This is a genomic window from Arenimonas sp. (assembly GCF_035721105.1).
Lineage (GTDB): Bacteria > Pseudomonadota > Gammaproteobacteria > Xanthomonadales > Xanthomonadaceae > Arenimonas.
On record NZ_DASTNG010000063.1, the window covers coordinates 1 to 12605 of the forward strand.

13 protein-coding genes are annotated in these 12605 nt (G+C 66.9%); 3 read left to right on the forward strand and 10 right to left on the reverse strand.

What is annotated here, in order from left to right; all coding sequences use genetic code 11:
- Positions 1-214 precede the first annotated feature (214 nt).
- The 5 genes from VFQ84_RS10130 to VFQ84_RS10150 all read right to left on the reverse strand — a co-directional run bounded on the left by VFQ84_RS10130 (position 215) and on the right by VFQ84_RS10150 (position 5859).
- Positions 215-685 carry a Mov34/MPN/PAD-1 family protein gene (locus VFQ84_RS10130; RefSeq protein ID WP_325131514.1) on the reverse strand — a complete coding sequence of 157 codons (471 nt, stop codon included), beginning with the start codon at positions 683-685 and terminating at the stop codon, positions 215-217.
- Positions 664-2340 (reverse strand): ThiF family adenylyltransferase, encoded by a 1677-nt coding sequence (locus tag VFQ84_RS10135; RefSeq protein ID WP_325131515.1) that lies wholly within the window; start codon positions 2338-2340, stop codon positions 664-666. Before VFQ84_RS10135 ends, VFQ84_RS10130 begins: the two co-directional genes overlap by 22 nt.
- A gap of 1 nt (position 2341) precedes the next feature.
- Complete coding sequence (locus VFQ84_RS10140; RefSeq protein ID WP_325131516.1) at positions 2342-3508, reverse strand: CBASS cGAMP synthase; 1167 nt, start codon at positions 3506-3508, stop codon at positions 2342-2344.
- Positions 3509-3510: 2 nt separating this feature from the next.
- Complete coding sequence (locus VFQ84_RS10145) at positions 3511-4590, reverse strand: CBASS cGAMP-activated phospholipase (protein ID WP_325131517.1); 1080 nt, start codon at positions 4588-4590, stop codon at positions 3511-3513.
- Between the two features lie 183 nt (positions 4591-4773).
- Positions 4774-5859: a site-specific integrase gene (locus tag VFQ84_RS10150; RefSeq protein WP_325131518.1), complete on the reverse strand. Its 1086-nt coding sequence runs from the start codon at positions 5857-5859 to the stop codon at positions 4774-4776.
- A 104-nt stretch (positions 5860-5963) separates the two neighbouring features.
- On the opposite strand from VFQ84_RS10150, the gene VFQ84_RS10155 reads away from it, so the two are divergent.
- Positions 5964-6845: a DNA-binding protein gene (locus VFQ84_RS10155; protein ID WP_325131519.1), complete on the forward strand. Its 882-nt coding sequence runs from the start codon at positions 5964-5966 to the stop codon at positions 6843-6845.
- Between the two features lie 132 nt (positions 6846-6977).
- On the opposite strand, the gene VFQ84_RS10160 is transcribed toward VFQ84_RS10155, so the two are convergent.
- Together VFQ84_RS10160 and VFQ84_RS10165 are read right to left on the reverse strand one after the other, a co-directional pair.
- Positions 6978-7373 (reverse strand): MbcA/ParS/Xre antitoxin family protein, encoded by a 396-nt coding sequence (locus VFQ84_RS10160; protein ID WP_231696183.1) that lies wholly within the window; start codon positions 7371-7373, stop codon positions 6978-6980.
- A gap of 10 nt (positions 7374-7383) precedes the next feature.
- Positions 7384-7626 carry an MbcA/ParS/Xre antitoxin family protein gene (locus VFQ84_RS10165; protein WP_325131520.1) on the reverse strand — a complete coding sequence of 81 codons (243 nt, stop codon included), beginning with the start codon at positions 7624-7626 and terminating at the stop codon, positions 7384-7386.
- A gap of 231 nt (positions 7627-7857) precedes the next feature.
- Here VFQ84_RS10165 and VFQ84_RS10170 point away from each other — a divergent pair, with 231 nt between their 5' ends.
- Positions 7858-8127, forward strand: coding sequence for a hypothetical protein (locus VFQ84_RS10170; protein WP_231696181.1), 270 nt, complete (start codon positions 7858-7860; stop codon positions 8125-8127).
- A 600-nt stretch (positions 8128-8727) separates the two neighbouring features.
- Here the strand turns inward: VFQ84_RS10170 and VFQ84_RS10175 are convergent.
- From VFQ84_RS10175 to VFQ84_RS10185, 3 genes are all read right to left on the reverse strand, one after another.
- Positions 8728-9099, reverse strand: a complete 372-nt coding sequence (locus VFQ84_RS10175; protein ID WP_325131521.1) for a hypothetical protein — start codon at positions 9097-9099, stop codon at positions 8728-8730.
- A 190-nt stretch (positions 9100-9289) separates the two neighbouring features.
- Positions 9290-9601 (reverse strand): mannose-6-phosphate isomerase, encoded by a 312-nt coding sequence (locus VFQ84_RS10180; protein ID WP_325131522.1) that lies wholly within the window; start codon positions 9599-9601, stop codon positions 9290-9292.
- Between the two features lie 68 nt (positions 9602-9669).
- Positions 9670-9930 carry a heavy-metal-associated domain-containing protein gene (locus tag VFQ84_RS10185; protein WP_325131523.1) on the reverse strand — a complete coding sequence of 87 codons (261 nt, stop codon included), beginning with the start codon at positions 9928-9930 and terminating at the stop codon, positions 9670-9672.
- A gap of 173 nt (positions 9931-10103) precedes the next feature.
- Between VFQ84_RS10185 and VFQ84_RS10190 the strand changes: the two genes are divergently transcribed.
- A complete protein-coding gene (locus VFQ84_RS10190; RefSeq protein ID WP_325131524.1) occupies positions 10104-12593 on the forward strand; it encodes a heavy metal translocating P-type ATPase in 2490 nt (829 codons plus the stop codon).
- The last annotated feature ends 12 nt before the right edge of the window (positions 12594-12605 follow it).

Here is a 12605-nt window from a genome sequence, read left to right on the forward strand (position 1 = left end):
GCAGTTCTACAACGAGCAGCGGCCACACAGCGCCCACGGCTACAAGGCCCCGGCCACCGTTCGACGGGCCTGGCTCGAGGCAGATAATATCCACCCCGGACTCACTGGCTGATTGGCTACAAGATCCGTACGCAGGTCACTTCCACTACATGCAAACAGATCGCTTAGAGCTAATTGGATGTTCCGGGTGGCTGCCATTTCCCTCGTGCATCTTCTACGTCAATTCAGACATCGAGCGCAGCCCTGTTGGGGTGCCGAGGCCGATCCAAAGGTGATCCTGGGTGCCGGCGATCACGAAAAGCATCGGGATCCTGCGCTTGCCGCAGATGCGTATCCAGCCACGCTTATCGATCGTCGACGGCGTCGGATGGTGTTCCGGGTGGGTATGCCACTCGCCCAGGTAGTCCATGGTTCCGCCGCTCTCGCGCCATCGCGCGAGTGCGGCCTGCTGGTGCGGCGCGGCGGAACGAAAGAAGCGAGTCCTGCTTGCCTGGTCGGAAACCAACGGCGTGGTGGCCTCGGTCACGTGCAGGTGATTACCGCGCCGGTACCCCAGCAGGATGCCGCCGGATTCGGGCGCGTCGTGATGGAGTTGGCGGTGCCGGGCGAGTACCTGTAGCGCCTTTTCTTCGATCAGGACGAAGCCGTCATCGTCGGGTCGTCTCAGGACGAGGGGAGTGAGCATCCCGGGCATCCCTCGAGCGGCAAGACGTTCTGGTTCTTGATCTTCCTGACATCTGCGTCTTCGATGTAGCGAGTCCGAAAGCGCGGAGAGACGTCGCCCTTGAGCCAGTCTATGATCATGTCGATGGCAAGGGCAGACGAGGACATCGGCGCGGAAACGGCATACGGGGTATAGGCGCTGCAACCGACGATCCTCGTCTCCGGATCATGATCGATGACAGGGAATCGCTGCGATCGTGCAGGGTCGTCGTTCCGGCGCATGCAGCGGAAGCAAGCATATTTGCGCTGATCGACCCACAGCGCCTGGACGCACTCGCCGTTGCCGACGATCCACGTGTGCAGGACCGGCACGCCCTCGGTGCCGAACTTGGTGCGGCGGTTCGCATTGATCGCCTCGCTCACGGCCTCCTCGCCGGTCGCGTCGATGACTAGGTCACCGGCGATGTCGGAAGGGTAGGCCGCGCGGCGCGGCTCGGCGACGATCCTGGCGTATGGAAACTGTCGAATCAGTGTTTCCTGCAGCGCGACCGCCTTGGGTTTGTACAGGCTGTCCATGCCGAGGAAGTGCCGGCCCAGGTTGCCTGGACCGAGGTCGTCCGGATCGATCAGCGTCAGCGATCCGGTGCCCGTTCCCGCACCCAGCTTCACCAGTGCCTGTGCGAGGTAGCCGCCGATCGCGCCGCAACCGACTAGCGTGATTCGCCGGTCCTTTAGCGACGGGAATTGCAGGTTGCGGCTGTGGATGAAGTCCGGGCTGATCTGCCTGACGCTGACCCGCGTAATCGGAAGCTCGTGTCCCTTGTTGTAAAGGTGCTGCCGATAACCCGACGGCTTGCGCTGGTGCATCAGCTTGCGGTTGGAGTTCAGGTCGAAGAAGAAACCGAACCAGCCGGCCGGACTGTCGAGCAGGAACTGGATCGCTTTGAATCCCAGCCACTCACGTTGCCCGAGCACGGCATGGATGCGCTTCATGGCCGCCGCATCCCACGACTTAATCCAGGCGAACATCTCGGCAATCGTCGCGGGCAGCGTGCCCGGCAACGTCGGTGACCGGGTGCTGCGGACGATATAGGTCCCTAGCTTCATTCGCCTCGCCGCTGGCCAGCCGCGGGCCTGGGCCAGCGCCTTGACCTGCGCTTCGTCGCTGGCGGCGATGACATAGAGACCGTCGTCAACGGTGATGCCGAAACAAGGCACGGCGCCGTCGCCGGCCGCCTCGGCAAGCAGCACCGGAGCGGGCAAGGGGCGCTGTCCGATCTCCCAGTTCGCGCCGAACTCCTGCTCGAACTCGCGTTCGCGGTACGTCGGGCTCCCGCTGAGTCGATCAAGCTCCCGCTGCGCCTGTTCGATGCATTGCCAGATCGCGTGGTCGGGACGATAGCGGTCGAGCACGACCCGTCCCTGCATGAAATAGCACTGCACGCCGTCGCCGGACACGTGCGGAGTCAGCGCGGGCAGGAACGCCGGCCGCTCGAGGATGACGAGCGTGGGGTAGGTCGTGAAATCCCAGTCCGAGATCTCGAGCCGGACCTTGATCGGACCCTTGGCGCACTGCAATTCGCCGACGAAGCAGCGCGCCGAACCTGGACGCTTGATCGACTTGAAGCCGAGCTCGCCCAGTTTCCTCAGTCCCAGCGCGAGCCGCGACGCAGACATGTCACCCCGATTGGTTCGAGCCCACCAGCGGCGGTGCCACGGCCGCGGCCGACGACCGGCGGACCTGGTCGGCGCTGTCGTCGACTTCGATAAAACTGGTGTCGTTGGCGATGCGGCTGCCGAACTCGCCGCGCATGTTGCGGATCGCGTCTGGCGCCAGGTTCAGGCTGGCGTAGTGGCGCGAGTTCCACACCTGGTCCAGGAGATCCTTCGCGCGCGCCTTGGCCACCTTGCGCTGGGTGGCGTCGAGTCGGTTAAAGTCGGTCCCGCCGCCATCGATCCCCGGCTCGAAGATGTCGTGCCCGATGCCCTCGTAGATGGCGCGGGCGGCATCCTCGAGCGCGAGGTCGTCGCGGCGCAGGCGCGGGACGAAGTTCCGCGCCACCAGGATCATCAGCGATACCGAGCTGGGGCCATCGCAGTTGGGCCAGTAGTAGTCGCGCCAGCCCTTCACGTAGCGGCAGACCCGGCGCAGCTGCTCGCCGTGCTGCTCCACGCGGTCGTTGTACCAGCGGGCGACTTCTTCCGGATCGGTCTTGAGCCATTCGCCATTGCGCGTGGCCAGGTGGACGCCTTCGATCATCTGCCAGAACGGTTCGGGCATTTCGGCGAAGTCCACGCTTTCGCCGAGCCTTACGCTGTCGCGCGTGGCATAAAGCTGGCCGCTCGCGCGGGCGCGTTCCTGGATGGTGTGGAATTCGCTGGCCGGCACCGCGTAGAGGGGTACGTCGATGTGCGCCCACGGCGCGATCTTGACCCGGACGCAGCTCTTCTTGCTCCGATCGAGCGACCACCCACGTTTCTTGCACAACTCGTCCAGCGCCGCTTCGACGATGTCGAAGTAGGTCTTGGCCGCCGTCTTCGGCCGCGCATCCATGATTTCCACCGGCAGGTAGACGCCAAAATCCCAGTCCATTTCCTGTGCGGGATGCGCCGGCTGGATCAGCGTGCGGTAGACGCAGGAGCCCTGGCTGCGGAAGCGCGGACCGATCTGCCGGTCCATGCCCAGCAACTGGGTCGATGCGGCGCGCAGGCTCGCCCGTAGATGGTCGCGGATGTCGTTCTTTGCGTCGACCAGCGTTTGCCACTGGGTCTTGGTCGGCTCGATGACCTCGTCGAAGCTCAGGGCATGGCCGGCGTTGAGAAACAGCTTGTGCAACTTCAACATGATCATGCTCCTTGAGCAGGATTGGCGTGTTCGCCGTGGTGGAAGGTCGGTATCGGCGCGGCGCGATCCAGCATTGCCTGGATCGACGCGTTGCCGAGCGCGCGCTTGGCGCATTCCGCTGCAGAGCCCAGCAGGATTTCCTGTGCGGCCCCGTCGGTCTTGTCCAACGCCACGGCACGGGCCCGCTCGTCGGTCAGGTCTTCATCCAGGTGGTGGTACTGGCCAGGCATGATCGCGTGGCCCAGCAGGTGGTGGACCAGCGTTTCCTGCGCCGAGATGGAAACGCCGAACAGGCGCTTGGGCATGTTGGCCGGCATCCAGCCGCCCCAGTCCAGCGCACCGCCATCGCGGTTGCGATGCGGGTCGACGGTGAACTTCGCCGACATGGTTCCTATCGCCATTACGTAGAGGTTCGGGCGCGACTGCCCGAGGAAGTGCTCGGCTTCATGCAGTGCCAGCAAGCCGGGGGCGTTGGCGAACAGCCCGCCGTCAACGTACTGGCAGTTGTTGAAGACGTGGCGCGGGAAGAACCCGGGCGCAGCGCTGGTAGCCAGCGCGACGTCGACCAGTCGGTGCTTGTGGTCGGTGGAGAAGCTGGGATGGTGCGGCGTCTTGAACACGACCGGGCGCCCAGTCGTGTGGTTGATTGCCGGGACGATGACGCGATGCGTACATGCGCCGAGGGTGCGCTGGCCAAACAGCGTTTCGGACTCGAGCAAGGCAGCGAGGGATGCCTGTGTGTAGGGGGAACGCAGGTAGCTGAGGAACGACCAGCGCTTCTTGAATATCTCGTCGCCGCGTTCTTCGAACAGCGCCACCATCTGCTTGGCAGGCACTTCCAAGGCCAACGCCAAGGCCAGGATGCCGCCGATCGAGGTGCCGGCGATCAGGTCGAAGCGAGTCGCGATCGGGGCGCCGATGCGCTCTTCGAGGTCGGCGAGGACGCGGGCGGTGAAGAGTCCGCGGTAGCCACCGCCGGACAGGCTCAGGATGCGGAAAGGGGAATCGGGCTGGGCAGCACTCGGCGTGCTGCCCGTCAGGTCGTGCGGATCGTCCTCTCCTTGCCCGGCGATGATGGTCATATGCCCCCCCTAGGTGGACTGTCTGGACCTCGGTAGTAAGGCACCACTATTCAGGTGACCTGTCTCGTAGATCGAGACCACGACGATTTTGGGGTGCCCATCACAATTTCAAGGGGTCGAGTTGAAATTTTTCCACTAGATCTAGTGGCGGCAGGGAAGGCTGAAGTTGATAGCCAGCAACTATTAGTCTTCCAGAAGGTGAGCAGCGGGGTTCACCGTGGCGCTGCCCGTCTGGAAGTATCCGATCACGCTTGAAACCGCCCGGTGCTCCGTCAGCTGCATGATCGCCGGCAGAGAGACACCCTGGCGGCTTGCCTCGGTGACAAATCCGGATCGCAGGCTATGCCCCCCAAAATCCCCCTCCAGACCGGCCAGGCGAGCCCGCCGCTGCACGATCTCACCCACGGCGGCCGGGGAGAGGGCCGGGCCGATACGGTTCCTCCAGAGTCGGCGGAAAATCGCCCCCTCGGTGAGGCCGGCGGCCTCCAACCAGTCTTCTAGCGCCAGAGCGGCCCGATCCAGCACCGGCTTGTCCGGCGTGGAAGAGGCAGTGACGCCGGCCTGCTGGGTTTTGCTGTGCTCCAAGCGGTAGATGAACCCTTGGGGGCCGATCCGGCGCAAGTCGCGAATGTTGGCCGCGGCTATTTCGCTACGCCGGCGTCCGCCGCTGGCGAACCCAAAGCAGAGCAGGGCCCGGTCCCGCAGCCCCTCCAGACTGTCGTCGCATGTGGCCAGCATCGCCTCGAGCTCGGTCAGGGTGATGGCCGTCTTCTTGCGGGGGCGCTCACCGCGTTTCACGGAGGCGCGGCCAGCTCGGCTAAGGACCGTCCGAACCGCTGGCTGCTCACAGGGATTGGCCAGGTGTTTTAGGCGATGAGCGGTCGACAGGACGGCTACGCGGTGTCGAACGGTGGCCAGGGCCCAAGCGCCGGGCTTGGCTTTGAGGCCCGCCGCCACGAGCGCCTGGTCGACCTCCGGCGGCAACTCCCAGGTCAGGCGCCCGTCCTCGGTCCGGCGGGCCGTGTGGTCGACCAGGAACTGCAGCACGGTTGCCTCCGGCGTCGGAAAGGGCAGCTCAATGCCGTAGCGCGCCACGTGCCAGCCGGCCCAGTAACGCAGGGCCGAGGCGTAGCTACGCGTCGTGTTGGCGGCCGCCGCTTCGGCCAGCAGCTCGCGCACGGCATCCGCGGCCTGTTGGGCCAGCTGCGCGGGCAACTGCAGTCCGGCGGCGGGCGAGGCATGGGCGGGCAGGGTGTCTTTCGGCTTCATAATATGTAGTCTGTACTACGCTATTAAGTTCCTAGCCACGATAATCATCACTTATCGTTGGTACGTCAAGCCCGGGGTAGGGGATCCAAGTAGGAGCACATCTGATGGCACGCGGCATCACCCAGGAGCAGGTCAACGGCGCGATCGAGCAGCTGCTGCTGTCGGGCGAACGACCCACGATCGAGCGGGTCCGGGCGGCCCTCGGCACCGGCTCGCCCAATACGCTCACCCGGATGTTGGACGTCTGGTGGCAAGGACTCGGCGGGCGGCTCGCCGCGCAGCGCAAATCCGCAGCGGTCCCGAAGGCTCCGGCGGCCGTCGTCGAGGCGGCGTCCGCGCTCTGGGAGGCGGCGCTGGCGGCGGGGCAGGCCCATGCCGAGGCTGCCGTAGCGCCAGAACGGGCCGCGCTGGCCGAGGCCTTGACAGCCATGGAGTCCACCATCGCCCACGAACGGGCCGCCGCCGCGGCCTCTGATCATGCCCGCCAGGCTGCTGTAGCGGCGGCAGAGGGAGCGCAGGCAGCTTTGGCCATCAGCGATGAGCGCGTTAGCGACCTGCTCCGGCAGGTTGCCAAACTTGAGGCGCGTGTGGAGGACCTAGTCAACCGTGGCGACGCCCTGGATGCCCGGCTCCACCAGACACTTTCGGACGCCGAGTCCGCGCGCAGCGCTGCGGCCGCCGAACGCGCCGACCTACAGGCCCATGCACGGTTGGTCGAAGATCGCGCCCACGCCGAGATCGACCGTTTGCGCCAAGAGCTCAAAGCCGCCAAGAGTCAGCTAGCCTCACAAGGTCGAGAACACGCCGCGGCCCTTCGGACCGTGGAGCAAGCCCGCCAAGCAGCGGACGTCGCCAGGCACCGCGCAGAGCGTGAGGTCGCCGCCGCGCAGGCCCGCGTTCTCGTGCTCGAGCGCGAGCTGGCCCGCCCGAAATCTTCCGGGAGGAAACCCGCGGCGCCGCCTCGTCGGCGCCCTCCGAAAGAGTGACGGCAACGGCCAAGCCTAACGGCTTCCGTGAAAGCGTCCAACGGACTTTAGATCGTGTCGCACATGCTCGGCCGTCTTTTGCATCAAGGCCTCAGTCATCGGAGGAGGAAGCTTGGGTGCGGCGCCCGACGATCACGTCCAGCCTCGCTGTCCCTCGAGGTATTGCCGGACCACGTAAAGGTCTGCGACCTGGCCAGCCAACATGCAGTCCAGCGCACTACGACCGCCGAACATCTGCGCTGCATTGGGCCGCCTCACCCAGCCGTCAGCCTGCGCACGGTCCGCAAACAGCAAATGCAAGGCCTTGTATATGCCCAAGATGTAGCTGATGCGCTCAAGGACATCGTCAGGCACAGGCCCCATCCGGTCACGCTTCCAACGAGAGAATGTGGCCCGACCCGGAGCGCCCAGCAGGCAGCGCGCCTCGTCGGTCGTTAGCTCCCACTTCTCAGCGATGTTGAAGAAGGCACGTAAACCAGGGCCGGCGAGGTCTTGGCGGGCAATCGGATCTGCCGCAACATCTCTCATCGTGCGCCGGCTACTGGTACGCGCCACTCAGCAAGGCGCCCAAGGTTCTACGGACGGACTCCAGACCTTCCGCAGAATCCAGCAATTGGATGGGACGGGCACCACCCAGCGCTGGCTGGGGACGCTCTAGCCAGTCCTGCAACCACTGATCAAGATCAAATTCAGGCGGCGATTCGCCGTCGGCGTCGAGGGCCGCTCGAAGTCGTTCTTTGACATCTTGCAGCGCGCTGGGCAGGCTGCTCGCGACGGACATGGCGAACCCCCTAGATGTTTCACTGCCATCCTATACCGACATTCGTCAGACGGCCATCGCAAGCGATTGTGGGCAGGCAAATGGGTGGCCGCTGGCCGGATTTGCGCGATTTTCAGGCCCGGAGGGCTGGAGCCCGACGTAATTTTGCCGCCAAGTCCGATGCGTTAGACGACGCAGCAGCCGAAAGGCTGATGCAACAATTTGGCGAGACCTGGAGCACAGGAGGCTGCCTTGTCCCTTGAAGAAGTGCTTACGTGCATCCGTCAGGCGCAGCTAGCCACCACTTCGGCTGGCCATGCCGCATTGCGCTACGTGCAGGCCCAAGAGCCAGCATTGGCTGAAGCACTGAGTTCACTCGGGTTCGGGATTGACGAGGCCGGGATTTGGCTGATTACGTCCGGGGACAAGGGTTCACTGAGTCCGATCGAGCTGGTCGCGGCTGGACGCACTAACGAGGTCGTGGATAACCTCAGCCGGGCGATGCACGGATTCTCCGCCTGATACAGGTTTGAGTCCCAGGTTAGGTCCTGATTGGTCACTTGCCTGAGGAACTAGATCGGGCGGCTGGGAAGGTGGGCAGCGCTCACGGTGGATTCTGTGAGTAGCAGCGCGGCCAGGTGGTCCAGAATTCGCAGAGGTGGAGACTCAACTGGCCACCGGTGCACGAAAACGTGTACATCGCGTAGACCGGTGAGTAGAAGTTTCTGCCTCTGTCACTTGTTGTGCAGGAATGTCTGCACCAGATGTACAGATTCTTTGCAGGTGATGCCCAAGATTCGCTGCGGTAAACAGTTGGCGCGGCCGGCGTTTCGGGGATGGAAGGACCGCGGCGTCAACCAAGATGAATTCGCGGCTGCGGGCAGGCTCAGGCAGCCGCCGTCGCGGGCAATGTGGAAGCGGGAGCCAGTAACGGCGCGGGTTCTGGCGGGTTTGCGGGGCCGCTTCACCCCGGAAAGCGTACCTCGCTTAGTGCGCATAATGTATATTATGTCAACTAATGGATGCCCCTCAGATGGACTCCGCCTGACGGCTACCCGGGTTCTCGACCTGGCGGCTTCCTGCCGTCGCCGGGCGCTTCCCCACCCGGTGCATCCGTAGCACTCAGGCGGCGGCCTCGCGGCGTCGGCCCAGCAGTTGGGCCAGCACCCCGTCGAAGCGATCCAGCTCGCCGGCGTCCGCCGGGCTGCGGGTGTACATCTCGGGGTCGTCGCAGACGCGCAGGATGCGGCAGTGGCCGGCGCCCTCGATGTCGACGCTCAGTTCGGCCTCGTAGATGCATTCGCCAGTGGCGCCGCGCCAGGCCCGCAGCTGGCCCTGGTTGAGCCAGACCACCCAGCGGTCCTCCAGGCTGGTCGGCCACAGGCCCTCGGCCAGCTTGGCCATCTCGTCCGGCGTGAAGGTCCGCGCACAGCGGACTGGCCAGGCCAGGCGCATCCTTCGAAGGCGGGTCAACCACTCGTCTCGTTCGTCCATGGGGTTCCGTGTCGGGTGGTTCGCTGGCCAGTCTGCCCAGCGTCTGGCTCATAGATTGAGACGGACATCCCGTCCCGGCGCGGCCACCCCGCCCCGCCGTCCCGCCGTCCCGCCTGCGTGGCCGGGATCCGGGAGCCGTGCGCGATCCCCATGGCGCCGCCGGCCGGGTTTCGTCCGGCTCGCGACCGGCTCAGTCGCTGCCAGCTTGCTCGACGACGAGGACTCGCGCCTCGCCAACAGGATGGGCGACGTGCGCCATGCCCTCGGTGGCGTGGAAGATGTCGCCAGGGCCAAGCAGGGCCCGGTACTCGGTGTCGGCGATCCGATAGTGCATCTCGACCACGCCATCGAGCACGACGAAGACCTCTTCACCGGTGTTGACGTGCCAGTGGTAAGGCGTGTCGGTCCAGTGCAGGCGCGTCGTGACGGCGCCCATCCGGGCAATCTGGCGGGAACCCCAGGCGCGGCCCGCGGTAAAGGTTGTTCCATGGGTGATGGGCATCGCGGGCTCCTGGAGCAGAAAGGCGCCGGACTCCGGGGAGAGCGTGGTCCGGCGCAAGGGGGAGCCGGTCAGGCGTGGCAGGTGCCGCAGCAGCCTGCGCCAGCCGTGCTGTCGATATCCGCGGACGCGGCGGAGATGGCCGGCGAGGCCGCGTAGCCAATCGCCGCGAGGGTGGTGACCACGTTGGCGACGTCGAAGTAGCCTTCGGCCTCGACCGTGCCGGCGGCGAGGTCGACCCCGACCCGGGCGGCGGAATCGATGGCCAGCAGGGCTTCGGTGATGCGGCCGACGCAGCGGCCGCAGGTGAGTGGACTGACGTTGTACTTCAAGGGAGCGACCTCCGGGGATGCGCCGGCGGGCTTGCCGGCCTGCCGCCAGACTGCTGCTTCCCCCCGTGGCAAGGTCAACGCCGATGGCCGCAGGCACCGGCACTGGACAGGGGCGTTGACCTTGCCATCATGGGAAGCCGCAACCTGCGTCCAACCTCCCGCAGGACACCGCCATGAGCACTCCCCTTCCCCATTCCACCCGCGACACTGAAATCCGGTTCGGCGTGACCGGCATGACCTGCGCCACCTGCGTGGGCCGCGTCGAGAAGGCGCTGTCCCAGGTCCCCGGCGTGCGCTCGGCCAGCGTGAACCTGGCCACCGAGACGGCGACGGTCACGACCGACGGCAGCGCCTCGGCCGCGACCCTCGCCGCTGCGGTCGAAAAGGCCGGCTATGGCGTGGCCGTCGAGGACATCTCGATGGCCATCCTCGGCATGACCTGCGCGTCCTGCGTCGGTCGCGTCGAGAAGGCCTTGGCGAAGGTGCCGGGCGTGCAGTCCGCCAGCGTGAACCTGGCGACCGAGACCGCGCGCGTGCAGGTGCTGGCCGGCACCGCCCACGAGGCGCTGGTCGCGGCCATCGCGGGCGCCGGCTACGAGGTCGCGCCGGTGGCCGCCGAGCCATTGGCGCCACCCCACGGCGGTGACGCTACCCGCGGAACCGGCGCGCCGGCATCGAAGGAGCCCCCCACCGTCTCGCCACAAACGCGCGCGGCCGCTCGCGAGCGGCGCCATCTCATCTTCGCCGCCCTGCTCTCGCTGCCTCTGGCCATGCCGATGGTGGGCATGCTGTTCGATGAACACTGGGCCCTGCCGGGCGTGTGGCAGTTCCTGCTGGCCACGCCGGTACAGTTCTGGCTCGGCGCGCGCTTCTACCGGGCAGCCTGGAAAGCCGTGCGCGCCCGCACGGGCAACATGGACCTGCTGGTCGCGCTCGGCACCACGGCCGGCTATGGCCTCAGCGTCTACCACCTGCTGTTCACCACGCCGCACCACGGCGAGCCGCCGCTGTACTTCGAAGCCTCGGCCGTGGTCATCACGCTCATCCTGTTGGGAAAATGGCTCGAGGCGCGCGCCAAGCGCCAGACCACCGAAGCCATCCGCGCGCTGCAGGCGCTGCGTTCGGCCGCGGCGCGCGTGCGCCACGCCAACGGCCACGAGGCCGAAGTCCCGGTGGCCAGCGTGCGCGTCGGTGACCATGTGGTGGTGCTGCCGGGCGAACGCTTCCCGGTGGATGGCGAGGTGCTTGAGGGGCGAAGCCATGCCGATGAATCCCTGATCAGCGGCGAATCGCTGCCGGTGGCGAAGGAGCCCGGCGAACGCGTGACTGGCGGTGCCGTCAACGGCGAGGGCCGCCTGGTCGTCCGCACCGTCGCGGTCGGCGCGGAGTCGGCGCTGGCGCGCATCATCCGCCTGGTCGAGGATGCGCAGGCGAAGAAGGCGCCGATCCAGCGCATCGTCGACCGGGTCAGCGCCGTGTTCGTTCCGGTGGTGGTCATGATCGCGCTGGCGACGCTGCTTGGCTGGGGCTTCGCCACCGGTGACTGGACCGCCGCCACGCTCAACGCCGTCGCCGTGCTGGTCATCGCCTGCCCCTGCGCACTGGGCCTGGCCACGCCGACCGCGATCATGGCCGGCACCGGCGTGGCGGCGCGCGCCGGCATCCTTATCAAGGATGCCGAAGCGCTGGAAACCACGCGCCACCTGCGCACCGTCGCCTTCGACAAGACCGGCACGCTCACGGCCGGTCGTCCCGGGCTGGCGACGCTGCGCGCCGTGCAAGGCGACGAGGATGCGCTGCTGTCGCTGGCGGCGGCCCTGCAGCAGGGAAGCGAACACCCGCTGGCTCGGGCCGTCATCGCCGCGGCGTCCGCGCGCGGTGACCTGCCGCCGCCGGCCGACGGCATCACCGCCCTGCAGGGGCGCGGCATCGAAGGCCGCGTGCAGGGTCGTCGCACCCTGCTGGGCAGCGAGCGGCTGATGCGCGAACTCGGCGTCGACCTGGCCGCGCTGGCCAGCGCGGGCCAGGCCGAGGCTGCGAGCGGACGCTCGGTGTCGTGGTTGGCCACCGGGAACGATGACGGCCTTGTCCTGCGTGGCCTGCTCTCGTTCGGCGATCCGCCGCGGCCCGAGGCCACCGAGGCGATCCGCCTGCTGCAGGCGCAAGGCCTGCGCACGGTGATGGTGTCGGGCGACAACCGCGGTGCCGCGCTGGCGGTGGCCGCGGCCGTGGGCATCCCGGCGCAGGATGTGCGCGCCGAAGTGCTGCCCGGCGACAAGGCGGACGTCGTGCGCGCGCTGGCCGTCGATGGCCGCGTCGGCATGGTCGGCGACGGCATCAACGACGCGCCCGCCCTCGCCGCGGCCGACGTCGGCTTCGCGATGGGCGGCGGCACCGACGTCGCCATGCACGCCGCCGGCGTCACCCTGATGCGCGGCGACCCGCGCCTGGTGGCCGATGCCATCGACATCTCCCGCCGCACCACCCGCAAAATCCACCAGAACCTGTTCTGGGCCTTTGTCTACAACATCGTCGGCATCCCGCTGGCCGCCGCCGGCCTGCTCGATCCCGTCGTCGCGGGCGCGGCCATGGCGCTTTCCAGCGTCAGCGTCGTCTCCAACACCCTGCTGCTGCGGCGCTGGTCGCCGCGCGCCCGCCACTGACCGAGGAGGTCC

Bases quoted from the DNA above. Each gene is read 5' to 3' on its own strand.
- VFQ84_RS10130 (WP_325131514.1), bottom strand. From the start codon at position 685: ATGCTCACTCCCCTCGTCCTGAGACGACCCGACGATGACGGCTTCGTC.
- VFQ84_RS10135 (WP_325131515.1), bottom strand. From the start codon at position 2,340: ATGTCTGCGTCGCGGCTCGCGCTGGGACTGAGGAAACTGGGCGAGCTC.
- VFQ84_RS10140 (WP_325131516.1), bottom strand. From the start codon at position 3,508: ATGTTGAAGTTGCACAAGCTGTTTCTCAACGCCGGCCATGCCCTGAGC.
- VFQ84_RS10145 (WP_325131517.1), bottom strand. From the start codon at position 4,590: ATGACCATCATCGCCGGGCAAGGAGAGGACGATCCGCACGACCTGACG.
- VFQ84_RS10150 (WP_325131518.1), bottom strand. From the start codon at position 5,859: ATGAAGCCGAAAGACACCCTGCCCGCCCATGCCTCGCCCGCCGCCGGA.
- VFQ84_RS10155 (WP_325131519.1), top strand. From the start codon at position 5,964: ATGGCACGCGGCATCACCCAGGAGCAGGTCAACGGCGCGATCGAGCAG.
- VFQ84_RS10160 (WP_231696183.1), bottom strand. From the start codon at position 7,373: ATGAGAGATGTTGCGGCAGATCCGATTGCCCGCCAAGACCTCGCCGGC.
- VFQ84_RS10165 (WP_325131520.1), bottom strand. From the start codon at position 7,626: ATGTCCGTCGCGAGCAGCCTGCCCAGCGCGCTGCAAGATGTCAAAGAA.
- VFQ84_RS10175 (WP_325131521.1), bottom strand. From the start codon at position 9,099: ATGGACGAACGAGACGAGTGGTTGACCCGCCTTCGAAGGATGCGCCTG.
- VFQ84_RS10180 (WP_325131522.1), bottom strand. From the start codon at position 9,601: ATGCCCATCACCCATGGAACAACCTTTACCGCGGGCCGCGCCTGGGGT.
- VFQ84_RS10190 (WP_325131524.1), top strand. From the start codon at position 10,104: ATGAGCACTCCCCTTCCCCATTCCACCCGCGACACTGAAATCCGGTTC.